At 34.7% G+C, this 21,729-nt stretch carries 23 protein-coding genes; 21 read left to right on the top strand and 2 right to left on the bottom strand.

Annotated features, from left to right (window positions below; genetic code table 11):
* Positions 1 to 285 precede the first annotated feature (285 nt).
* Complete coding sequence (locus WAX74_RS02115; protein ID WP_336496001.1) at positions 286 to 1,188, bottom strand: aldo/keto reductase; 903 nt, start codon at positions 1,186 to 1,188, stop codon at positions 286 to 288.
* Between the two features lie 69 nt (positions 1,189 to 1,257).
* On the opposite strand from WAX74_RS02115, the gene WAX74_RS02110 reads away from it, so the two are divergent.
* From WAX74_RS02110 to WAX74_RS02055, 12 genes are all read left to right on the top strand, one after another.
* Positions 1,258 to 1,806, top strand: coding sequence for an NUDIX hydrolase (locus tag WAX74_RS02110; RefSeq protein ID WP_336496000.1), 549 nt, complete (start codon positions 1,258 to 1,260; stop codon positions 1,804 to 1,806).
* A gap of 219 nt (positions 1,807 to 2,025) precedes the next feature.
* Positions 2,026 to 2,523, top strand: a complete 498-nt coding sequence (locus tag WAX74_RS02105; RefSeq protein WP_336495999.1) for a hypothetical protein — start codon at positions 2,026 to 2,028, stop codon at positions 2,521 to 2,523.
* Between the two features lie 86 nt (positions 2,524 to 2,609).
* Entirely contained in the window at positions 2,610 to 3,050 is a 441-nt protein-coding gene (fur, locus tag WAX74_RS02100; RefSeq protein WP_053589843.1) for a ferric iron uptake transcriptional regulator, read from the top strand.
* A gap of 49 nt (positions 3,051 to 3,099) precedes the next feature.
* Positions 3,100 to 4,002: a site-specific tyrosine recombinase XerD gene (gene xerD / locus WAX74_RS02095; protein WP_336495998.1), complete on the top strand. Its 903-nt coding sequence runs from the start codon at positions 3,100 to 3,102 to the stop codon at positions 4,000 to 4,002.
* Positions 4,003 to 4,083: 81 nt separating this feature from the next.
* Complete coding sequence (gene deoB, locus WAX74_RS02090) at positions 4,084 to 5,262, top strand: phosphopentomutase (protein ID WP_336495997.1); 1,179 nt, start codon at positions 4,084 to 4,086, stop codon at positions 5,260 to 5,262.
* A 16-nt stretch (positions 5,263 to 5,278) separates the two neighbouring features.
* Complete coding sequence (locus WAX74_RS02085; protein WP_336495996.1) at positions 5,279 to 6,583, top strand: pyrimidine-nucleoside phosphorylase; 1,305 nt, start codon at positions 5,279 to 5,281, stop codon at positions 6,581 to 6,583.
* Positions 6,584 to 6,792: 209 nt separating this feature from the next.
* Positions 6,793 to 7,149, top strand: coding sequence for an STAS domain-containing protein (locus tag WAX74_RS02080; RefSeq protein ID WP_053589839.1), 357 nt, complete (start codon positions 6,793 to 6,795; stop codon positions 7,147 to 7,149).
* Positions 7,139 to 7,585 (top strand): anti-sigma F factor, encoded by a 447-nt coding sequence (gene spoIIAB / locus WAX74_RS02075; RefSeq protein WP_336495995.1) that lies wholly within the window; start codon positions 7,139 to 7,141, stop codon positions 7,583 to 7,585. The genes WAX74_RS02080 and spoIIAB overlap by 11 nt, the downstream gene beginning before the upstream one ends.
* The gene (locus tag WAX74_RS02070) at positions 7,585 to 8,373 is read left to right on the top strand and encodes a SigF/SigG family RNA polymerase sporulation sigma factor (RefSeq protein ID WP_336495994.1); all 789 of its coding nucleotides are present in this window, start codon (positions 7,585 to 7,587) and stop codon (positions 8,371 to 8,373) included. The genes spoIIAB and WAX74_RS02070 overlap by 1 nt, the downstream gene beginning before the upstream one ends.
* Positions 8,374 to 8,399: 26 nt before the next feature.
* On the top strand, positions 8,400 to 9,818 hold the full coding sequence (locus WAX74_RS02065; RefSeq protein ID WP_336495993.1) for a spore germination protein: 1,419 nt from the start codon (positions 8,400 to 8,402) through the stop codon (positions 9,816 to 9,818).
* 69 nt (positions 9,819 to 9,887) lie between these two features.
* Complete coding sequence (gene lysA, locus WAX74_RS02060) at positions 9,888 to 11,204, top strand: diaminopimelate decarboxylase (protein WP_336495992.1); 1,317 nt, start codon at positions 9,888 to 9,890, stop codon at positions 11,202 to 11,204.
* A gap of 164 nt (positions 11,205 to 11,368) precedes the next feature.
* Complete coding sequence (locus WAX74_RS02055; RefSeq protein ID WP_336495991.1) at positions 11,369 to 11,728, top strand: GNAT family N-acetyltransferase; 360 nt, start codon at positions 11,369 to 11,371, stop codon at positions 11,726 to 11,728.
* Positions 11,729 to 11,787: 59 nt separating this feature from the next.
* On the opposite strand, the gene WAX74_RS02050 is transcribed toward WAX74_RS02055, so the two are convergent.
* Positions 11,788 to 12,291 (bottom strand): DUF309 domain-containing protein, encoded by a 504-nt coding sequence (locus WAX74_RS02050; RefSeq protein WP_336495990.1) that lies wholly within the window; start codon positions 12,289 to 12,291, stop codon positions 11,788 to 11,790.
* Positions 12,292 to 12,345: 54 nt separating this feature from the next.
* Between WAX74_RS02050 and WAX74_RS02045 the strand changes: the two genes are divergently transcribed.
* From WAX74_RS02045 to WAX74_RS02005, 9 genes are all read left to right on the top strand, one after another.
* The gene (locus tag WAX74_RS02045) at positions 12,346 to 13,125 is read left to right on the top strand and encodes a segregation/condensation protein A (protein ID WP_336495989.1); all 780 of its coding nucleotides are present in this window, start codon (positions 12,346 to 12,348) and stop codon (positions 13,123 to 13,125) included.
* Positions 13,109 to 13,690: an SMC-Scp complex subunit ScpB gene (scpB, locus tag WAX74_RS02040; RefSeq protein WP_336495988.1), complete on the top strand. Its 582-nt coding sequence runs from the start codon at positions 13,109 to 13,111 to the stop codon at positions 13,688 to 13,690. Before WAX74_RS02045 ends, scpB begins: the two co-directional genes overlap by 17 nt.
* A 44-nt stretch (positions 13,691 to 13,734) precedes the next feature.
* A complete protein-coding gene (locus WAX74_RS02035; RefSeq protein WP_336495987.1) occupies positions 13,735 to 14,694 on the top strand; it encodes a D-alanyl-D-alanine carboxypeptidase family protein in 960 nt (319 codons plus the stop codon).
* A 106-nt stretch (positions 14,695 to 14,800) separates the two neighbouring features.
* Positions 14,801 to 15,535, top strand: coding sequence for a pseudouridine synthase (locus WAX74_RS02030; protein ID WP_336496200.1), 735 nt, complete (start codon positions 14,801 to 14,803; stop codon positions 15,533 to 15,535).
* 99 nt (positions 15,536 to 15,634) lie between these two features.
* Entirely contained in the window at positions 15,635 to 16,171 is a 537-nt protein-coding gene (gene resA / locus WAX74_RS02025) for a thiol-disulfide oxidoreductase ResA (protein ID WP_336495986.1), read from the top strand.
* A gap of 14 nt (positions 16,172 to 16,185) precedes the next feature.
* Positions 16,186 to 17,835: a cytochrome c biogenesis protein ResB gene (gene resB, locus WAX74_RS02020; RefSeq protein WP_336495985.1), complete on the top strand. Its 1,650-nt coding sequence runs from the start codon at positions 16,186 to 16,188 to the stop codon at positions 17,833 to 17,835.
* Between the two features lie 4 nt (positions 17,836 to 17,839).
* Positions 17,840 to 19,030: a c-type cytochrome biogenesis protein CcsB gene (gene ccsB, locus WAX74_RS02015; protein ID WP_336495984.1), complete on the top strand. Its 1,191-nt coding sequence runs from the start codon at positions 17,840 to 17,842 to the stop codon at positions 19,028 to 19,030.
* A 200-nt stretch (positions 19,031 to 19,230) separates the two neighbouring features.
* Entirely contained in the window at positions 19,231 to 19,947 is a 717-nt protein-coding gene (locus tag WAX74_RS02010) for a response regulator transcription factor (protein WP_336495983.1), read from the top strand.
* The gene (locus WAX74_RS02005) at positions 19,940 to 21,715 is read left to right on the top strand and encodes an ATP-binding protein (protein WP_336495982.1); all 1,776 of its coding nucleotides are present in this window, start codon (positions 19,940 to 19,942) and stop codon (positions 21,713 to 21,715) included. Before WAX74_RS02010 ends, WAX74_RS02005 begins: the two co-directional genes overlap by 8 nt.
* The last annotated feature ends 14 nt before the right edge of the window (positions 21,716 to 21,729 follow it).

Raw genomic sequence — 21,729 nt, 5'->3', positions numbered from 1 at the left:
GGCTTTAATGGAACAATGGAACTCCAAAGGAGTTCCATTGTAAAAATCAACACTATTCTTAAGCAAAGCTTATTTTAAAAGAAAAAAGACTATAGATAATCTCGAAATTTTTAAAGTTTGTCAACAGTCTGACCTATTCGCAGTTGTGTATAGGTTTCTTATATCTAAAAAAGTACATTATGGGTTAGAACTAGACTCTAGTATTTTTTCGGACAATCAATGGTCCTGCTAAAAATTTATCAATTTTAGATAGAATACTTTTAACTAACAGTCTAACGTAATAGATTATTCTCTATGCTCTCTATAGATTTCCTGCTTAGTAATCTCACTAGCTTTATCAAGTATGTCTCCAGGAAGTGGATATTTGTATGAGCCAATAGTTTCTATTAACTGCTCCATATTACTAGCACCAATAATCATTGACCCTGTTACTTTTCTTTGTAATACATACTTAAGTGCAATAGAGTTAAGAGGTTGTTTTAGTGTAAATAGTTTTTCGATTGTCTCGATTAATTCACCTTTTGAATAGGACAAATATTCCTCTGTTTTGTTAGCTCTTATTAATCCCTCAGGAGTTAATAATCCTCGTGCTAAAGTTCCGCGGGTTAGCAGTGAAACTTCATTTTTTTCAAATAAGGAAAGCCATTCTTCAGGTCTTCGATCTAATAAACTATATTGCATCATCACGGAAACCGCATTGCTTTTTGATAAAAATCGATCGATAACATTTGGTCGAATAGAAGAAATCCCGTATTCTCGAATGAGTCCATCTTTTTTCAATGATTCCATCGTGTCTATTACTCCATCTACATCGTCTTCCATTGTACCGCCATGCAATTGGTAAACATCGATATAATCAGTTTGCAATCGTTTTAGTGATTCGTGCACACTAGTAGTTATCCATTCTTTTGAAGCATCCCATGTCCATCCTTCTCCTGATTCATTCAAACGATTACCGACTTTTGTTGCAAGAATAATATCTTTTCGATAATTCTTTAATGCGTTACCGACAATTTTTTCATTTTCGCCCTTATCGTATAAATCTGCCGTATCAAAATAATTAATGCCATTATCAAGAGCAACTTGAATAATATTATTGGCATTTAACTGATCTAGTGGTAGTGACATACAGCCAAAACCAATCTCAGAAACATATATATCACTTTTACCTAGCTTTCTTTTTTCCAAGATTTATCACATCCTTTACTACATGGTACAATGAGAATTATTCAGTATCAAATGAAAGGGAGGAAAGTAATGAAGAAATTCGAGGAAAAAACAATTCAGTCAGAACTTAAATTTAAAGGTAGAATTATAACCCTACAAGTTGATGAAGTATTATTACCAAACGGGGAAAAGAGCAATAGGGAAATAGTTAAACACCCAGGTGCCGTGGCTATAATGGCTCTAACTGAAGATAAAAAGATTATATTGGTGGAACAATATAGAAAAGCTTTAGAACGTTCGATTATTGAAATACCTGCAGGAAAGATTGAACCTGGGGAACCGCCAGAGGTAACAGCATTAAGAGAACTAGAAGAAGAAACAGGATACACGACACGTAAACTAAAATATATTCAATCTTTTGCAACATCTCCTGGTTTTGCAGACGAAATTATACATCTATATTTTGCAGAAAATATAGAAAAAATGACAGAAAAAGCAGATTTGGATGATGATGAGTTTGTAGAGCTAATGTATGTTTCTATTGATGAGATGGAATCTCTTATTAGAAATAAGCAAGTGTATGATGCAAAAACAGCGTTTGCGTTCCTTTGGTTAAAAAACTATTTGAAAGAAAATTGATTTTATAGATGAGTTAATTTCATGATTGGCTTCTTATAACAAATACACAAATGTTGGGAATTATTTTAAAATATTTGCTTATATAGAATTCCTGAAGCGGAAATCCACTTTGTTTGGATTCCAATATTTAGTTCCCTATTATGAAATTAACTTAGATATTAATATTTTTAATAGATTTGTTTATACTTGTGGTGGAATATTTAAACTTTGTACAAGCATATGATGGAAATAGATAGGGAGGTGTTCAAATCGAACCAGACTTATACTATTTTCATTTCATTATGTGTGCTCGTATTTAGTTTTATTGGTGGTTTAATTCTATTTGAAAAAAGTACTACAGAACAACAGCAATGGATTATTAATCTCTTGGACGCTCGTGTTCTCTTAGCAGAACAGCCTACTTTTCTAGAAACTATCTTTCCGCATTTGATGATTGCAGTTGTGTTTTTTTTATTTTATCAACACCGATATTTACGAAAACTAATTTTAATTATTTGTGCGTTTAAGATTACATTTTACGGTTTTTGTTCTAGTTATTTATTACAATCACAAGAATCCTCTTATCCATACGTGTTTTGGTGGTTCCCGTTTCAATTAGTATATTGCATCCTTCTTCTAGCTCTAGCAAATCGGGTTAATTTGTTTACGTTGTCCTTCTATATAATTGTTATAATTATAGAATTCTTTGTTATACCATTTGTATTATTTAATAATTAGTTTTTATTAATAATTATTATCGTGTGAATCTCTTGTCATTGGAATTCACTATTTGGTATAATGTAAGAAGTTTAAGGAGGCGTCATATGGAAAGCCGTATTGATCGTATAAAAAAACAATTATCTGGTGCGAGCTATAAACTGACGCCACAGCGCGAAGCGACAGTCCGAGTATTGCTTGAAAATGAAGAAGATCATTTAAGTGCTGAGGATGTATTTTTACTAGTTAGAGAGAAATCTCCTGACATAGGGCTTGCTACAGTTTATCGTACATTAGAATTATTAAATGAATTAAATGTTGTTGATAAAATTCAATTTGGAGATGGCGTATCACGTTATGATTTAAGACAAGAGGGAGCAGCTCATTTTCATCACCATCTTGTATGTATTGAATGTGGCGCGGTTGATGAAATTCAAGAAGATTTATTAGAAGATGTGGAAGCTATCGTTGAAAAAAAATGGAATTTCATTATAAAAGACCATCGATTAACTTTTCACGGAATATGTCACCGGTGCCAAGATAAGTAACAAAGAGGATAGCAAATTGCTATCCTTTTTTTCATAAGGAGGAAATTTGATGAAAAATGGATTGCTTCAATTAGAAGATTATTTGCATTTTTTGCGGATTGAACGTCAATTGGCAGATAACACACTAATATCATATAAAAAGGATTTAACGGATTATATAAATCATATTTTCGAGGCACAACAATTACATAGTTTAGATGAAGTAGAGCGACAGCACATACTTATTCACCTTCGAAAGTTAAAATCAGAAGGAAAGAGTCCAAGATCTATAGCAAGACATATTTCTTCCATTCGTTCATTTCATCAATTTTTACTAAGGGATAAAGTAACTAATCAGGATCCAACTATCCATCTGGAAATTCCACAGATGGATCAAAAATTACCGAATTTCCTTTCAGTAGAAGAATTAAACAATTTGTTAGATAGTATTGATGTTTCAAAACCTCAAGGTCAACGAGATTTAGCGATGTTTGAATTGATGTATGGAAGTGGTATGCGTATTAGTGAGTGCTTAAATTTGAATTTGGAAGATTTACATTTAACAATGGGATTTGTTCGCTGTTTTGGAAAAGGTGGTAAGGAGCGAATTATACCACTAGGTGGAGCGGCTATCAAAGCCTGCCAAAAATATATTGAAGAGGCACGTCCTAAATTATTAAATGTTACTGAGAAGACTGATGCCATATTTATTAATCAAAGAGGAAAAAGATTAACTCGCCAAGGGATATGGAAGTTATTAAAAATGCATGCTATGAATGCAGGAATAACAAAAGAAATTACTCCGCACGTATTGCGTCATACTTTTGCTACACATCTAATTGAAAATGGGGCAGATTTACGTGCTGTTCAAGAGATGCTTGGTCATGCAGACATTTCAACAACACAAATATATACACATGTTAGTAAAACACGTCTAAAAGAAGTTTATAAACAATTTCACCCAAGAGCATAAGTTATTAAATATGTCAGAGGTCTGACCTGTACTTTATTAAAAAATTTGGTAAACTAGATGGAAAGAGGTGGAGGGAAAAAGATGAGTAAATTTAAGCGTATCCATGTCGTCGTTATGGACTCAGTTGGAATAGGGGAAGCACCGGATGCAAAAGCATTTGGAGATGTAGGTTCCCATACTTTAGGGCATATAGCAGAAGAGATGAATGGTCTAAAAATGCCGGAGATGCAAAAACTAGGGTTAGGAAATATTGAAACAATTAAAGGTATTTCACCAGTTGAGCAACCTTCAGCTTATTATGGAAAAATGCAAGAAGCTTCTGTAGGAAAAGATACAATGACTGGTCATTGGGAAATCATGGGTTTAAACATCGATAAGCCTTTCAAAGTATATCCTAATGGATTTACGGATGAATTAATTTCTGCATTAGAAGAAAAAACAGGACGTAAAGTAATTGGAAATAAACCAGCAAGTGGTACTGCTATTTTAGACGAACTTGGTGAAGAACATATGAAAACTGGAGCAATAATTGTGTATACTTCTGCTGATCCAGTACTTCAAATCGCTGCCCATGAAGAGATTGTTCCACTTGAGGAACTTTATCGTATTTGTGAAATCGCAAGAGAGCTAACTCTCACACCAGAATTTTTAGTAGGTAGAATAATTGCACGCCCATTTATCGGAGAACCTGGAAACTTCGTACGTACATCAAATAGACATGATTATGCGTTAAAGCCATTTGGAAGAACAGTTATGAATGAACTGCAAGACGCTGGTCTGGATGTAATTGCATTAGGCAAAATAAATGACATATTTAACGGAGAAGGCATAACTTCTGCCGAACGAACAAAAGATAATATGGATGGAATGGATAAGTTAATCACAACATTAGACAAAGACTTTACTGGAATAAGCTTTTTAAACCTAGTAGATTTTGATGCGTCATTTGGTCATCGACGTGATCCTATAGGATATGGAAAAGCCTTAGAAGAGTTTGACACACGCTTAATAGAAGTCTTACCAAAATTATCAGAAGACGATTTATTGATCATCACCGCGGATCATGGAAATGATCCTACAATGCCGGGAACTGATCATACACGTGAATTTGTTCCATTGACAATTTATTCTCCAAAGTTAAAAGAGATGAAAGAACTTCCTCTGCGCACCTCTTTTGCAGATATTGGGGCTACTATTGCTGAAAACTTTGGAGTTACAAAAACGGAATTTGGAGAAAGTTTTTTATCCTTACTAAAGTAAAGGGCGGGTCAAAACAATGAGAATGATTGATATTATTGAAAAAAAGAGAGATGGACATTCATTAACGAAAACTGAAATAGAATTTTTTATTCAAGGCTATACAAATAATACTATTCCAGATTATCAAGTCAGTGCGTTACTTATGGCTATTTTCTTTCAAGATATGAATGATGAAGAGAGAGCTAATTTAACAATTGCTATGGTGAATTCGGGTGAGCAGATTGATTTGTCTGCAATTGAAGGGATTAAAGTAGATAAGCACTCAACTGGTGGTGTTGGCGATACAACTACACTCGTATTAGGTCCATTAGTTGCTGCATGTGGTGTTCCTGTTGCTAAAATGAGCGGCCGAGGTCTAGGTCATACTGGCGGTACTATTGATAAGCTAGAAGCGATTGAAGGGTTTCATGTAGAGCTTACTCCTCAACAGTTTGAGAAACAAGTTAACGAGCTTAAACTTGCTGTTATTGGTCAAAGTGGAAATTTGACTCCGGCTGATAAGAAATTATATGCATTACGTGATGTGACCGGAACAGTAAACAGTATTCCACTAATCGCAAGCTCGATTATGAGCAAAAAAATTGCAGCTGGAGCAGGGGCAATTGTTTTAGACGTAAAAACGGGCGAGGGAGCATTTATGAAAACAACAGAAGATGCTAGAGAGCTTGCTAAAGCAATGGTTCGTATCGGTAATAATGTTGGAAGAAAAACGATGGCTATAATTTCAGACATGAGTCAGCCTCTAGGAAATGCAATTGGAAATGCTTTAGAGGTCGTTGAAGCGATTGAAACGCTTAAAGGAAAAGGACCAAAAGATTTAACGGAGCTTTGTTTGACTTTAGGAAGCCAAATGGTTGTGGTAGGAGAAAAAGCCGAAACGTTAGAAGAAGCAAGAGAAATGCTCCTTAAAGTTATTGAAGACGGTTCAGCTTTAGACATTTTTAAGAAGTTTATTAAAGGTCAAGGTGGTAACGATGCAATTGTTGATGACGTTTCGTTGTTGCCACAAGCTAAATATACTTATAGTGTCCCCGCTAAACAGGATGGCTATATCACATTCATGGAAGCAGATGAAATTGGTACTGCGGCAATGTTACTAGGAGCGGGTCGAGCTACGAAAGAATCAGAAATTGATCTTGCTGTAGGTATTGTTTTGCAGAAAAAAGTTGGTGATTTCGTTAAGAAGGGTGAATCACTAGCAACCGTTTATGCTAACAAAGAAGAGGTACAAGAAGTACTTGACAAATTAACTGCATTCATTGAAATTGAAGAAACAAAAAAAGAAGTTCCTACGCTGATTTATGAGATTATAACAGCTTAAATTTAAAACAAATAGGTATCTTTCAAAAGTTTAAAAAAACTTTTGCGAGATGCCTATTTTTTGTTTAGAAATAGAATAATATTCCTATACTATGAATGAATAATTCTTTGTCGAAAATGAACTAAAAAACAATGATTTTTTCTACTTTTGTCAAGCGCAAGGATTTTCATTGGTGAATGTTGAATAGCGCTATCAGAGGAGGCGATTATATGTATCACGAAGTAGAAAAAGTCGGAGACGAAATAATTATTATTCGATTAAAAGGTGAATTAGATCATCATGGTACTCATGATATACGCAATGAGATAGTACCGATGATTAAAAATGGCTCTATTAAAGTTATAGTTTGGAATTTAAAAGATTTACATTTTATGGACAGCTCTGGAATAGGTCTTATCCTTGGAAGAATGCGTGAACTTGCACCTGTAGATGGACAAACAATTATTGTAAATCCATCCCCTACAATGAAGAAAATTTTCGAGTTTGCAGGTTTAAGCCCATATATTTATAACGAATCAGAAATTGAAATTATGTCAAATTTAGGGGGAATCGTTTATGGACAATGAGATTACATTATCTTTTATTGCCAAAAGTGAGAATGAAGCGTTAGCTAGAATGGTAATGTCTAGCTTTATTGCAGAAATTGATCCAACCATTGAGGAATTATCAGAATTTAAAACAGTTATTTCTGAAGCAGTCACAAATGCAATTGTTCATGGTTACGACGAAAATGGTATTGGGAAAATAGAAATTCATGCACAAAGAACAGGAAGAGAAATAGTTGTTTCCATTATCGACTCTGGAAGAGGTATACGGGACATCAATCAAGCTCGCGAGCCTCTTTTTACAACTAAACCGGAGGAAGAACGTTCTGGAATGGGGTTTACCATTATGGAAAGCTTTAGCGATGACGTGGACATTTACTCTATTCCTGATAGGGGGACAACGGTAACTATTACGAAGAAATTTGTGCCAATTCAAGAATCATGTAGGACAGTCTAATGATGATGAATAATAAGCCGACTACTTTACTTACACAAGAAAAAATGAGGGAGTTAATTGCTTTATCGCAATCGGGAGATAAATTAGCGAGACAGCAGATGATTGAAGGTAATACGAGGCTTGTTTGGTCTATTGTGCAACGTTTTGCATCAAGAGGGGCCGACCTAGAAGATTTATTTCAAATTGGTTGTATTGGTTTAATGAAGTCAGTCGATAAGTTTGATCTTAGTTATGAAGTTAAGTTTTCAACGTATGCCGTTCCAATGATTATTGGGGAAATTCAACGGTTCTTAAGAGATGACGGAATGGTGAAAATTAGTCGTTCCATTAGAGAATTGAATTTTAAAATACGTCATGCAACAGATGACTTCTTAAAAAAGAATGAACGACAACCGACCATACTTGAACTAGCAAGTATATTAGAGGTTTCAAGAGAAGAAATAGTCATGGCAACAGATGCATTAAGAGATCCCGCTTCTTTACAAGAGCAACTTTATGAAAATGAAAGTGGAGACGCTTTGACTTTGATGGATCAAATGAAAGATGAGCGCTCTGAGAAGTCGTTTGATCATATACCACTAAGAGAACTTGTAGAAAAGTTAGAAAAAAGAGAACAGATGATTATTTATTTGCGATATTACCTAGACTGTACTCAAAGCGATATTGCAGAACGATTAGGTATATCTCAAGTACAAGTCTCAAGATTAGAGAAGAAAATCTTAACTCAGCTTAAAACTTGGTTGGTACCTGCTGGTTTTGCGCATAATCCAAAAGCAAAAGATGGGTGATTAAAACGAAACCACTATTTTCTAATATGTCAGAAGCTGAAGAGTACTTAAAAGAAAAGTTTGGTGTCAATGAATCGTATGATGTAGGAATATTGCATACCCATTTATACGAATTTCCAGTACTGCTTGTCTATATAAATGGACTAGTAGATGGGCTAGTACTCACCGAATTGTTAACAAATGTCCAAGATGATAATTGGCAAACAGATTTAGATGAGAATAGAGTAATGGAGCATTACTTTCCATATTACTCCATTACTCAATATGATTCGAAGGAAAAATGGCTCGCTGCACTTCTGAGTGGGCAAGTAACATTTATATTAAAAAATGGTTCAGTTTATACGATAGATGTAAGATCCTATCCAGGTAGACAGCCAGAAGAACCCGATAATGAAAAAGTAATTAGGGGCTCTCGTGATGGTTTTACGGAGAATATTGTACAAAATACGGCATTAATTAGAAGAAGAATCCGTGATACTGATTTACGTTTTGAATTACATCAAGTATCAAATTTGGGTCAAACAGATATAGCAATTACTTTTATAAAGGGTATAGCTAATGAAGATAATTTGGTTCAGATTCGTGAAAGGCTGAAACAAATTAACCATGATGGGTTCACGATGACGGATAAAGCCTTGGAAGAATGGTTATTTAAACAAGGCTTTCATCCATTGCCTTTTGTAAGATTTACGGAAAGACCTGACATTGCAGCAGCGCACTTATTAGAAGGACATATTGTAATCGTTGTCGATACTTCACCATCTGTCATTATCGTCCCGACTACGCTCTTTCATCATCTTCAGCATGCAGAAGAATATAGGCAGGCACCTATAATTGGTACATTTGTCCGACAGTTACGCTATTTTGGGGTGCTACTAAGTTTATTACTTCTACCTTTGTGGTACTTGTTTGCGAAACATCCAGAATTTCTTCCTAAATCATTAGAATTTCTAGGACCAAAGAAATTTAGTGATATACCACTTTTGTTACAGATTCTCTTTGCAGATGTTGGAATAGAATTCCTTCGATTAGCAGCGATTCATACGCCTACGCCATTGTCTACAGCAATGGGTATTATTGCAGCAATAGTAATAGGGCAGATGGCTGTTGATGTAGGTATGTTTATACCAGAAGTTATTTTGTATACCGCAATCACAGCAATTTTTACATTTGCTATTCCTTCTTACGAGTTAAGTATAACGACAAAAATTTTTAGATTGATTCTTTTGTTGAGTACAGCTGCATTTGGAGTAAATGGTTTTTTCATTGCTCTAGTTATTTTATTTTGGTATTTATGCTCGGTAAAACCTTTGAATGTTCCTTATTTATGGCCAGTTGTCCCGTTCTTTCCAAAGGCTTTTTTACGTATACTAATAAGATTCCCTATGCCTGCCAATGCAAAAAGACCTTTTATTACACGAGCGCTTGTTCGCAAAAGGGCATGAATAACGTTGCAATTTCCTCATTTACTGTGGTAAAGTTCTTATAGAAATAGAGGAAAAGAGGCGGGAGACATGGTGATGGTATCAAAGCATGCTGTAAATGAAAAAGGACACTTATTAATTGGTGGAATCGACAGTACAGAATTAGCCAAAACTTATGGAACACCACTATTTGTTTATGACTTGTCGCTAATACGAGAGCGTGCACGTGGATTTAATAACACGTTTAAAGAACAAAATGTACAAGCACAAGTTGCTTATGCAAGTAAAGCATTTTCAAGTGTTGCAATGTACCAAGTAATGAAACAAGAGAATTTATCACTTGATGTGGTTTCAGCAGGGGAGCTATTTACCGCGATAAAAGCTGGGTTTCCTGTTGAACGTATTCACTTTCATGGGAACAATAAAAGTAAAGAAGAATTATTGCTTGCTCTTGAGCATAAAATAGGTTGTATTGTAGTAGATAATTTCTATGAAATAGAATTATTGAAAACATTAACTAAGGAACATGGTCAAAAAGTAAATATTTTATTACGTGTAACTCCTGGTGTAGAGGCTCACACACATGACTATATTACAACTGGTCAACAAGATTCCAAGTTCGGTTTCGATTTATTAAATGGACAAGCCGACAAAGCTTTTCAAGAAGTTTATCAACATGACTATATTCATTTACTGGGATTGCATTGCCATATCGGTTCTCAAATTTTTGATACAATCGGATTTAAAGTTGCAGCCGAAAAATTAATTAAAAAAATGATTGAGTGGTATAATGATTATGGTTTCCAATGTTCTGTCTTAAACCTAGGCGGTGGTTTTGGTATCAAATATACGGAAGAGGACTCGCCTCTCGAGCCATCTGTATATGTTAGAGAAATGATAATCGTTGTTAAAGACTTAGTCGCAGAAACTAACTTTGCAATGCCAGAAATATGGATTGAACCAGGACGATCACTAGTTGGTGATGCAGGAAGTTCACTGTATACAATAGGATCTGAAAAAGAAGTTCCAGATGTACGCAAATATTTGGCTGTCGATGGTGGTATGTCCGATAATATTCGCCCTGCATTATATGGAGCGCTTTACGATGCAGTTATTGCTAATAAAATGGACGAAACAAATGTTGAAGACTATACGATTGCTGGTAAGTGTTGTGAATCAGGTGATAAGTTAATTGAGCAAATTTCATTGCCTAAAGCAGAACCAGGAGATATTTTAGCAATGTTTTGTACCGGAGCATATGGATATTCGATGGCAAGTAATTATAATCGTTTAGTAAGACCTGCAGTCGTTTTTGTTGAAAATGGCAAGCATCAACTAGCTGTAAGAAGAGAAACGCTGGAAGATATTGTTCATCTTGACCTTCCTTTAACATTAGAAAAGGAGTGATTTAAGGTGAAAAAACAAAACATTATTCTTTTTCTACTCTTACTTTTAGTTGGATTAATATGGGGCTTAGTTTACTGGTTATTTATCGCTCCAAATAGTAATTTGTAATTGAAAGAATTGCACGTAAAATATTCTTTTAAAGAAATTAAAAGAGGGTCTTAACTATGTTGCTACGTTATAAAAAAACATTTGAAAAAATATCAATGGGACTACTTTCCTTTATGCCTCACGAGAAAGACGTGAAAAAACTATTGGAAACGATTCATCTTTATGATACAGATCCAGATTGGCACTTATTCCTTTGGAAAAAAGATGAAGATTTAGTTGGACTAATTGGTGTAAAAATGAATGGGACAGATGGCATCATACAACATTTATCAGTTAATCCTTCCCACCGTGGGGAAGGTATAGGAAGAGATATGATACAGAATTTGCCATCAATATTACATACAACATCTATTCAACCATCAGAGGATATTAAAGCTTTCTATGAAAAGTGTAAGGCAGAAGATGAAGAGGTTTAATTGCTAAGCGGATTCTTGTATTGAAGCCCAAAGTTCTAAAGAAAGAAGAATGACAATTATTATTTGTCATTTCTTCTTTTTTTGCTTTTTTCTCTCTCCTTAAGTATTTCTGAACGATCTCTTAGCATATGCTTATGAATAAGAAAGTTTATATCATGGTTATTTATGATGTTCAAATTATGTACTAAGGACATTAGTTGAGGATTTTTGATAGTAATGAAAAAGGGCTGAAATGGTGCATTTTCTTGCATTAATGTTAATGTATTTGTAGTGTTCTGTATTAGATTGCTATAATCAATAGTTTCATAAAAAGATGAGTCACTTGTTTCTGATAACCGTTTTATACACGTTCGCATGGTTTTTAGTGCCCCTGGATTATTTCCTCTACGCCAATGATACATACTGGTAGACATTAGTATTAAAGCTGTTAAAGGATGATTTTTTTGTTTTGGAGCAATCTCTTTCCAATATTCTTCTAAAACTTCGTGACATTCAAAATAATCGTGTGTCACATTAAATTCTTTTAAAAATTGTACGAAATTAGGATGGAATGTAGGATGCAATAGTATCACCTTTCCTCTATAATGATGTTAAAAACCGATAATAGGTGGAGTTTTATGTCTTATGAAGTTAAAACAGAGGCGTTTGAAGGGCCTCTAGATTTATTATTACATTTAATAAATCGTTTGGAAATAGATATATATGATATTAAGATGGCAGAGATTACATCACAGTATATGGAGCATATCCATGCTATGCGCGTGCTCGAGTTAAATGAAGCAAGCGAGTATTTGGTGATGGCGGCTACTTTGTTATCTATTAAAAGTAAAATGTTACTCCCTATACATCAAGATGACGAAATGGACGATGATTTTGATCTCTCTTTAGATGATCCAAGGGATGAATTAGTTTTAAAGTTAATAGAATATAAGAAATACAAGGAAGCAGCAAGTAATCTACAAGAAATGGAGGAGTCTTCTAGTCTATTTTATTCAAGACCTCCAGCTGATTTAAGTGGATATCAGGACAGTAAACAATTAGCGTTATTCGAACTTGATGTAAATGTATATGATATGTTGGGTGCGTTCCAAAAAATGCTTCGAAGGAAACAATTGAATGCTCCACTTAATACTCGTATTAGTAAACAAGAAATTTCGATAAAAGATCAAATGAAAAATGTTATTTCCACATTAAGGAAAAGTGGAGGGAAAATATCGTTTTATAACCTTTTTCCTACGAGAGATAAAACGACAATTGTAACGACGTTTTTATCCTTACTAGAATTAATGAAGCGTCAGATTGTTCATATAGAGCAAAAAAGCAATTTTGAAGAATTATTTGTTCTATTGCGAAAGGAAGATTTTGAAAGTGAATTCGACGATGAAATTGATAAGTAATATTGAAAGCCTGTTGTTTGTAAGTGGCGATGATGGTTTAACAAAAAAACAGCTAGCATTTTTGACCGAAACAACAGAACCACAAATTACAGAAACATTAGAAAAAATGATTGCAGAATACGAGGGAAATGAAGAAAGAGGAATCATCATTAAACAGCTAGCAGGTACTTATCAATTAGTTACCAAGCTTGAAAATGTGCAAAGTATCCAAAAATTGGTTGAAAATCCTACTAGTCAATCTCTTTCTCAAGCATCTTTAGAAGTACTAGCTATAATTGCGTATAAACAACCAATTACTAGGATCGAGGTAGAGGATATACGAGGTGTGAAATCAGAGAGACCTATCTATACTTTATCTGCGAAAGGTCTTATTCAAGAAGTTGGCCGTGCAGAAGGTACTGGGAGAGCGATTTTATATGGAACTACGACTGAATTCCTCCAATATTTTGGTTTAAAGGATATTTCAGCTCTACCACCACTTCCCGATGAAATTGCTGTTGATGATATGGAAGACACCGACTTATTCATGACAAAGTTCCAAGAAGCATTTGTTAATCAGGAATAAATTAAAGAGGAGTAAATATTATTTTCAAAAAAACACTGCTTATCTTGACGTTCTTTCTATTTTGGCAAACAACAGGTGTAGAGGCTTCTTCCTCTTATGTAGCCATTGATGTTAACTCGGGTAGAATACTTGAGGGAAGTAATGTTCATGCAGAGCTTCCGATTGCTAGCTTAACAAAAGTATGGACAGCTTTAACTGTACTAGATGCTTCTGATTTGGATGAGGAAATTACGATATCAACGCAAGCTGCCTCCCAAGAAGGATCTTCATTATACTTAAAACCCGGTGAAGTATGGACTGTAGAATCACTTCTATATGGTCTTCTTTTACAATCGGGTAATGACGCTGCCTATGCACTTGCGGAACATACTGGTGGATCGGTTGAAGGGTTTGTAAAAATGATGAATGAAAAAATAGAACTCGCAGGGCTAGATAATTCACATTTTACAAACCCATCAGGTCTTCATCATGATGATCATTTTGCATCTGCAATAGATATGGCTAATATGCTTCGACTAGCTCTTAAAAATAAAGATTTTGAAAAAATAGCCTCGGCCAAAACTTTTCGACCAAAAGAGAGAAATGTGCTTTGGAAAAATAAACATAAACTTCTCCATTATTCAGATCAGGCTGTTGCAGGAAAGACCGGCTATACAAAACGAGCTGGCAGAACGCTTGTTACTTATTTTAAAGAGGGTTCAAAAGAAATTATTGTCGTTACATTAAATAATTCAAATGATTGGAAAACGCATACTGAATTAGCTGATAATATTTTCGCAAATTATGAAAATGTTAAAGTAGTAGAAAAAGGGAAATATAAACTCTTTAATAAAGAAGTAATTAAGGTGAAACAAGACTATATATTATTATTAAATAAAGAAGAAAAAAGTCAGATGCAAAACGTTTTACATATCCCTAGAAAAAAAGATTCCAATTCTTATATGTGGAACGTCTATATTAATAATGAGCTAGCTTTACGATTTAAAGTAGAGAAAATAAAGTAATAAGCGAAGGAGACAGTTTTTCTAAAAAGACTGTCTTCTTTTAATTTGGCTGAAAGTATGACATAATTCACTCATGTTAGTGGAAAGAATGGACGAGGTGAATGAATTGGAAAGATTACAAAAAGTACTTGCGCACGCAGGAGTAGCATCAAGAAGAAAATCAGAAGAACTGATCTTACAAGGAAAAGTTAAAGTTAACGGAAAAGTAGTAACGGAACTTGGTATAAAAGTGTCGGATGCGGATACAGTGGAAGTAGAAGGAGTTAAATTAGAAAAAGAGCAAAAAGTTTACTATTTACTCTATAAGCCTAGAGGGGTTATATCAGCCGTATCTGATGATAAGGGGAGAAAAACTGTGACGGACCTCTTACCTCATGTTACGGAACGTCTTTACCCTGTCGGTAGATTAGACTACGAAACATCTGGTTTATTATTACTTACAAATGATGGAGACTTTTCTTATGCTTTAACACATCCAAAATTCAAAGTAGATAAAACGTATGTAGCACGTGTAAAAGGAATTCCATTAAAAGAACAAATACGTCCCCTAGAACGTGGAATTGTTTTAGAGGATGGAAAAACTGCTCCTGCTCGGGTAAAACTATTGTCTTCTGAAAGAAAGACGAATAAAGCTATTATTGAAATTACAATTCATGAAGGTAAGAATAGACAGGTGCGACGTATGTTTGATGCAATCGGTTTCCCTGTGCAAAAATTGAAGCGTGAGCGATTTGGCTTTTTAACTCTGCATGGTTTAAATGCGGGAGAATGGAGAGAGCTGACTACACACGAAGTCAAACAATTAAGAGTATTAGCTGAAACAGGAAAGATAGGAAAATAAAGACTTTTTTGTTCACAAAGCATTCATAAGTCTTAATCTTTGTAGTTATTAATTTTGGTATAATAGTGTCGGTTATGTTTGGAAATGGAGGAAAATGATATGGCTCAAACTAAAAAACAGCGTTTTTATATAAGAACTGTTATTTTGGTAGTGCTTACATTAGCTATTGTATTTACTGTTTACTCCAACTTAAACAAAGAAAAAAATGCCGTCCTTCAAGTAGGCGATAAAGCACCTGATTTTATGCTAGTAGATATGAATGGAAACGAGCATAAGCTGTCTGATTATAAAGGTGAAGGTATTTTCTTGAACTTTTGGGGTACTTGGTGTAAACCATGCGCAACAGAGATGCCGGCTATGGACAACCAGTTTAAAGAGTACATGGATAAAGGTGTTCAAACCTTGGCAATTAATATCGGGGAATCTGATTTAAAAGTAAATAGCTTTGTAAATCGATATGATTTAACTTTTCCTGTTGCAATTGATCGGAATAAAAGTGTAATGGAATTATATAATATCGACCCACTGCCAACCACATTCTTAATTAATCCGGAAGGTCGGATTGAAAAAATTATTAAAGGTGAAATGACAGAGCAGGACATAGCTAATTTTATGGAACAGGTTAAACCTTCCTAAAGGAGTTCGTATAAATGGACAAAATTATTTGTACATGCGGTAACGTAAACCCAGCCGGAACAGAATTATGTGAAAGCTGTGGTCGTCCTTTATCACAAGAAATAAAAGATAAAAAACTAGTAGACATGCGTTATGAGGGATCCGCGAGAAGATCTCAAACATATAACAAAACAATTATTGATAAGGTTTGGAATTTCTTTTCTAGTGTAAAAGTAGGTATGTGGATTATCGTTGCTATTTTGGTGGCTGCTGCAATAGGGACTATATTACCGCAAGTGTTCTATGTCCCAGCGGTATCAGAAGCAGATATTGCTGCGTATTACGAGAGAGTTTATGGTACTTTTGGCAAGGTTTATTATGAATTGGGGTTATCAGACTTATATAGCTCATGGTGGTTCCAAACATTAGTTGGGATGTTAGGAATTTCCTTAGTTGTTGCAAGTTTAGACCGTGTAATTCCTCTTTATAAATCTCTTAAAAAACAAAAGACGAAAAGACATATCAGTTTCTTAAGCCGTCAACGTATTTATGGAATTGGCAGTGTAGAAAAGCCATTAGATTCTTTAAGTAAAGCAGAAGAAAAATTAAAAGCCATGCGTTACAACGTAAAACGAGAAGGAAATGCTATCTTAGCGGAAAAAGGTCGTTTTTCTCGTTGGGGTCCTTATATAAATCATCTTGGCCTAATTATCTTCTTATTTGGAGTTATGATGAGAGCAATACCAGGATTTTATATCGATGAAACAATGTGGCTAAGAGAAGGAGAAACACTTTACATACCTAAGACCAATGGATACTTCTTGGAAAGCAAAGATTTTATTTATGAAACGTATTCAAAGGAAGAATCGGAAGAAGTATTTGGTGAAGCAATTGACAGAGTTGGAACAATCGCAAAGAATTACCAATCGAATGTTGTCTTATACAAGGGTGCGGATGATGCCATTGCAGGAAAACCTGCTGATTTGCAAGTTATAAAAGAAGAATCAATTCAAGTAAATGAACCACTTAAATTTGATAACTTCTCTGTCTTCCAGATGGATTTTCGTTTAGATGAATTAAAATCCATGACATTCCAATTGCAAGACAAAGCTTCAAAAGAGTCTTTTGGAGAATTTACGATAGATTTGGCTAATCCCCAAGCAGAATATCAGCTGAAAGATGGCTACAAAGTGGAAATACTTGATTATTATGCCGACTTCACTGGTTTTGAAAATGGAGTACCACAGTCACAATCGCCGCTTCCTAATAATCCTGCGTTTTTGGTGAAAATGTATAGTCCTGAATTTCCAAAAGGAGAAACGAGTTTTGTAATGATTAAAGAAACATTAGAGCCACTTGGAGAGAATCAACATAAAATTGCATTCCAAAGTGTGGAGACAAGAGATGTTTCTGGATTAACTATTCGCAAAGATTTGACACTTCCTTTACTCGGACTTGGCGGACTTATCTTCATGATTGGTGTAGCTCAAGGGTCATACTGGAATCATCGTCGAATTTGGTTACAGCAATTAGAAAATGGGCAAGTTGTAATTGCAGCACATACAAACAAAAACTGGCTAAGTGTACAAAAAGACTTAGATGCTGTTTCAAAAGTCGCGATTCTTCCACCTTACGAAGATCAGCAAGATTTAGACGCTAAAGCGGAAAAAGAGAAAGGAGTCTAGTGTTATGGATTTGGTATCACTTAGTAGTACTTTATTATTAATCGCATTTATTGCTTATTTAGTGGCAACTTTTTTATTCGGAGGGGCAGTAAAAGGGTCTAGTTCCGAGAAATCGAATTCTAAATCCTTTGATCGTTGGGGTAAATTAGCGATTACAGTTACTATCATTGGATTTATTTCAAATGTCGGTTATTTTATCACAAGATGGATTGCAGCTGGACATGCACCAGTTAGTAATTTATTTGAGTTTACAACTGCTTTTGGAATGATGGTAGTGGGGGCTTTTATATTAATTTATTATATATATAGAGTACCTTCTCTTGGGCTTTTTGCATTACCGATTGCCGTGTTAATTATTGCGTACGCAAGTATGTTTCCAAGAGATATTACACCGTTAATACCGGCGCTTAAAAGTTACTGGTTGACTGTCCATGTAATTACTGCGGCACTAGGTGAATCAATTTTAGCCATTAGTGCAGTTGCAGGATTAATTTGGCTTCTAAAAAATATTGATCTGACAAAAAAATCAAAACAGAGCTTTTGGATAGAAGCAGTTATGTTTTTGGCGGTATTAGTACTTGGATTTGTCATTTCAACATCGTCTTTTGCAATAGCAGACTATAAAGCAGAATATAGTTATGTAAATAAAGAAGGTAATGTAGCAGAAATGGAGTATAATTTGCCAGCTATTTTTGGGATGAATGAATCAAAAGCCATCACAGAAAATGCGATGGAGCCACTGGCGGAAATGCCACCGATTGTAAATGCTAAAAAACTTACTGTTGTAACATGGTCTGTTATTTTTGGAACTGTATTATATGTTTTACTTCGTTTAATACTACGAAAACCTATTGCAGCTGTTCTGCAGCCATTTGCTAAAAAAGCAAATTCTCAATATATGGATGAAATTGGGTATCGTTCAGTTCTTATTGGTTTCCCTGTGTTCACTTTAGGAGCACTAATTTTCGCTATGATTTGGGCTCATGAAGCATGGTCCAGATTCTGGGGTTGGGATCCAAAAGAGGTTTGGGCTCTTATTACTTGGTTGTTCTACGCAGTATTCCTTCACTTACGACTAACTAAAGGTTGGCAAGGTGAAAAATCAGCTTGGTTAGCTTTAATTGGTTTTATTATTATTATGTTTAACTTAATAGCAGTAAACTTAATTATTGCCGGTTTACACTCGTACGCTTAATAGAATTACCTAAGCGCTAAATCTACCGCTAGAGGAATAGTGTATGGAGTCTGTACAATTAGCGATAGAAAGTTTAGTGTTCTATTCTGTTTATAAACGAAAAAGCTCTTGTCTCTAATAAAGAGATTGGAGCTTTTCTTTCAATTTAGTACGACTAATTGTACAATATATATTAGAAGTTGATAGAAGGGTATGATATTATGTCTGAAATGATTAAGCTTTTAGTAGTAGATGACGAGGAACGTATCCGTCGATTGTTGAAAATGTATTTAGAACGAGAAGGTTATGAAGTAGAAGAAGCAGAAAATGGAGAAATTGCATTACAGCTTGCATTAGAGAATGATTATAACTGCATTTTATTAGATATTATGATGCCTGAGAAAGATGGTATTGAAGTAATTACTGAATTAAGAGCACATAAGGAAACTCCAGTAATATTGTTGACTGCCAAAGGGGAGGAAGCAAACAGAGTTGAGGGATTTGAACTTGGTGCTGATGACTACATAGTAAAACCATTTAGTCCAAGGGAAGTAGTCTTACGTATTAAAGCTATTTTAAAACGCTCCGCTGTATTGTCACCTATACAAGGAGCTTCTGCTTCAAAAGACATTGTAGTATTTCCTCACTTAACTATCGATCATGATGCACATCGTGTTACAGCAGATGGTGTTGAAGTAAGTTTAACTCCAAAGGAATATGAATTACTCTACTTTTTAGCAAAAGCACCAGATAAAGTATTTGATCGAGAACAGTTGTTAAAAGAAGTTTGGCATTATGATTTCTTTGGAGATTTAAGAACAGTAGATACCCATGTAAAACGGTTGCGTGAGAAGTTAAATAGAGTATCAGAAAAGTCAGCTAAAATGATTGTTACCGTTTGGGGTGTTGGTTACAAATTTGAGGTTGTCCATGAATAGAATTTGGAATAGTGTTGTCGGGAAGCTATGGGGGACCATATTGCTTCTCGTCTTATTTGTGTTGTTTATTGTAACCGTTTTAATGCTTGAATTCTTAACTGACTTCCATTCGGAGCAAGCGGAAGAATCTTTAAGGCAAGAGGCAACTACTATAGGGAAAATAGTGGAAGAGTACCAACAAGTGGAAGATTCCTTTCAAATTATAGAAGATATACTCGGGTCAGAAACAAGTGCCTTAATTGTTAGAGACTCGAATTCCGTTTCCTTGTCTATTCACGATGGATTAAATAAAGATGTTATTAGAACAAAAATATTAAAAGATAAAGATCTTACAAAAATCTATACATCGAATGATACGATTATCAAAAAAATGTTAATGCCTTCTATGACGGAAGAAAATAAAATGGAATCATATATTATTTTAGCATCTCCTTTAGAATCAAATAATGAAATACATGGTGGTGTATTTATATATCAGAGTTTAGACGTAGTGAATAAGACGTCAAATCAGACAACTAACATCGTCTTTTTATCAGGATTTATTGCATTACTATTAACAACTATGTTTTCATTTTTCTTAACTTCTAGAATTACATCACCTCTGCGCTCCATGCGTGAAGCAGCTTCCGAATTAGCAAAAGGAAATTTTGAAGCAAAAGTTTCTTATCATCAAAAGGATGAAATAGGGGGACTAGCAACTGCATTCAATCGAATGGGAAGCCAATTAAAGCATCATGTAGAAGTGATTAACCAAGAAAAAGAACAGCTCTCGAATATACTAACTTCGATGGCGGATGCAGTGATTACTTTTAATAAAGACTTTAATGTGCAAGTGAGTAACCCCCAGGCAGAATTATTATTTCAAAAATGGTATATGAACAATGATATAACTGATAATTCTCATTTACCTGCAGAGTTATATCATTTATTGGATCACGTTTTCCATAATGAAGAAGAAATAGATGAAGAACTTGAAATTAGAGGTTCCTATTTCTCCGTTTCTATCAGTCTCCTTTACACTAAAGACATGGTTAGGGGAGCGGTAGTAGTTCTAAGAGATATGACCGAACAACACCAATTAGATAAAATGCGTTCAGATTTTATTGCTAATGTCTCACATGAACTTAGAACACCAATATCGATGCTTCAAGGATATAGTGAGGCAATTATTGATGATGTTGTGACGACAGAGGAAGATCGAAAAGAAATGATTCGTATCATCTATGATGAATCTAAACGTATGAGTAGACTTGTAACTGAGTTATTGGATTTAGCTCGTTTAGAATCAGGTTACTTAAGTATTTTTAAAGAAGAAGTATTGATCATACCTACAATTGAACGAATAACACAAAAGTTTGATCAAATAGCGAAAGAAAAAAATCTTCGTTTAATTTTCGAACAAAACCTACTCGAACCCTTGTCACTAGAAATAGATGAAGATCGTATGGAGCAAGTACTGACAAATTTAATAGATAATGCCCTTCGTCATACGGAAAAAGGCTCTGTTACAGTTAGAATATCGCAAACGAAACACCATTTTGTAATGGTAGTAGAAGATACAGGTTATGGCATTCCTAGAGAAGACCTTCCATATGTATTCGAACGTTTTTATAAAGGGGATAAAGCAAGAACGAGAGGAAAGAGTGGAACAGGTCTTGGTTTGGCAATTGCTAAAAATATTATAGAACGTCATGATGGTAATCTATCCGTAGAAAGTGAACTAGGTGTAGGTACAAAGTTTATTATTCGATTGCCTCTAAATAAGTGAAACAAAAAACAGTT

It is taken from the genome of Psychrobacillus mangrovi, assembly GCF_037104765.1.
Classification (GTDB): Bacteria; Bacillota; Bacilli; order Bacillales_A; family Planococcaceae; genus Psychrobacillus; species Psychrobacillus mangrovi.
This window is presented reverse-complemented; position numbering and strand designations above follow the sequence as displayed.

Excerpts from the sequence above, each read along its gene's own strand:
- WAX74_RS02010 (WP_336495983.1), top strand. The coding sequence starts at position 19,231 with ATGTCTGAAATGATTAAGCTTTTAGTAGTAGATGACGAGGAACGTATC.
- fur (WP_053589843.1), top strand. The coding sequence starts at position 2,610 with ATGGAAAGCCGTATTGATCGTATAAAAAAACAATTATCTGGTGCGAGC.
- WAX74_RS02070 (WP_336495994.1), top strand. The coding sequence starts at position 7,585 with ATGATGATGAATAATAAGCCGACTACTTTACTTACACAAGAAAAAATG.
- WAX74_RS02055 (WP_336495991.1), top strand. The coding sequence starts at position 11,369 with ATGTTGCTACGTTATAAAAAAACATTTGAAAAAATATCAATGGGACTA.
- WAX74_RS02105 (WP_336495999.1), top strand. The coding sequence starts at position 2,026 with ATGATGGAAATAGATAGGGAGGTGTTCAAATCGAACCAGACTTATACT.
- WAX74_RS02085 (WP_336495996.1), top strand. The coding sequence starts at position 5,279 with ATGAGAATGATTGATATTATTGAAAAAAAGAGAGATGGACATTCATTA.
- scpB (WP_336495988.1), top strand. The coding sequence starts at position 13,109 with ATGAAATTGATAAGTAATATTGAAAGCCTGTTGTTTGTAAGTGGCGAT.
- WAX74_RS02005 (WP_336495982.1), top strand. The coding sequence starts at position 19,940 with ATGAATAGAATTTGGAATAGTGTTGTCGGGAAGCTATGGGGGACCATA.
- WAX74_RS02080 (WP_053589839.1), top strand. The coding sequence starts at position 6,793 with ATGTATCACGAAGTAGAAAAAGTCGGAGACGAAATAATTATTATTCGA.
- resA (WP_336495986.1), top strand. The coding sequence starts at position 15,635 with ATGGCTCAAACTAAAAAACAGCGTTTTTATATAAGAACTGTTATTTTG.
- lysA (WP_336495992.1), top strand. The coding sequence starts at position 9,888 with ATGGTGATGGTATCAAAGCATGCTGTAAATGAAAAAGGACACTTATTA.
- WAX74_RS02045 (WP_336495989.1), top strand. The coding sequence starts at position 12,346 with ATGTCTTATGAAGTTAAAACAGAGGCGTTTGAAGGGCCTCTAGATTTA.
- xerD (WP_336495998.1), top strand. The coding sequence starts at position 3,100 with ATGAAAAATGGATTGCTTCAATTAGAAGATTATTTGCATTTTTTGCGG.
- resB (WP_336495985.1), top strand. The coding sequence starts at position 16,186 with ATGGACAAAATTATTTGTACATGCGGTAACGTAAACCCAGCCGGAACA.
- WAX74_RS02065 (WP_336495993.1), top strand. The coding sequence starts at position 8,400 with ATGTCAGAAGCTGAAGAGTACTTAAAAGAAAAGTTTGGTGTCAATGAA.
- WAX74_RS02110 (WP_336496000.1), top strand. The coding sequence starts at position 1,258 with ATGAAGAAATTCGAGGAAAAAACAATTCAGTCAGAACTTAAATTTAAA.
- deoB (WP_336495997.1), top strand. The coding sequence starts at position 4,084 with ATGAGTAAATTTAAGCGTATCCATGTCGTCGTTATGGACTCAGTTGGA.
- ccsB (WP_336495984.1), top strand. The coding sequence starts at position 17,840 with ATGGATTTGGTATCACTTAGTAGTACTTTATTATTAATCGCATTTATT.
- spoIIAB (WP_336495995.1), top strand. The coding sequence starts at position 7,139 with ATGGACAATGAGATTACATTATCTTTTATTGCCAAAAGTGAGAATGAA.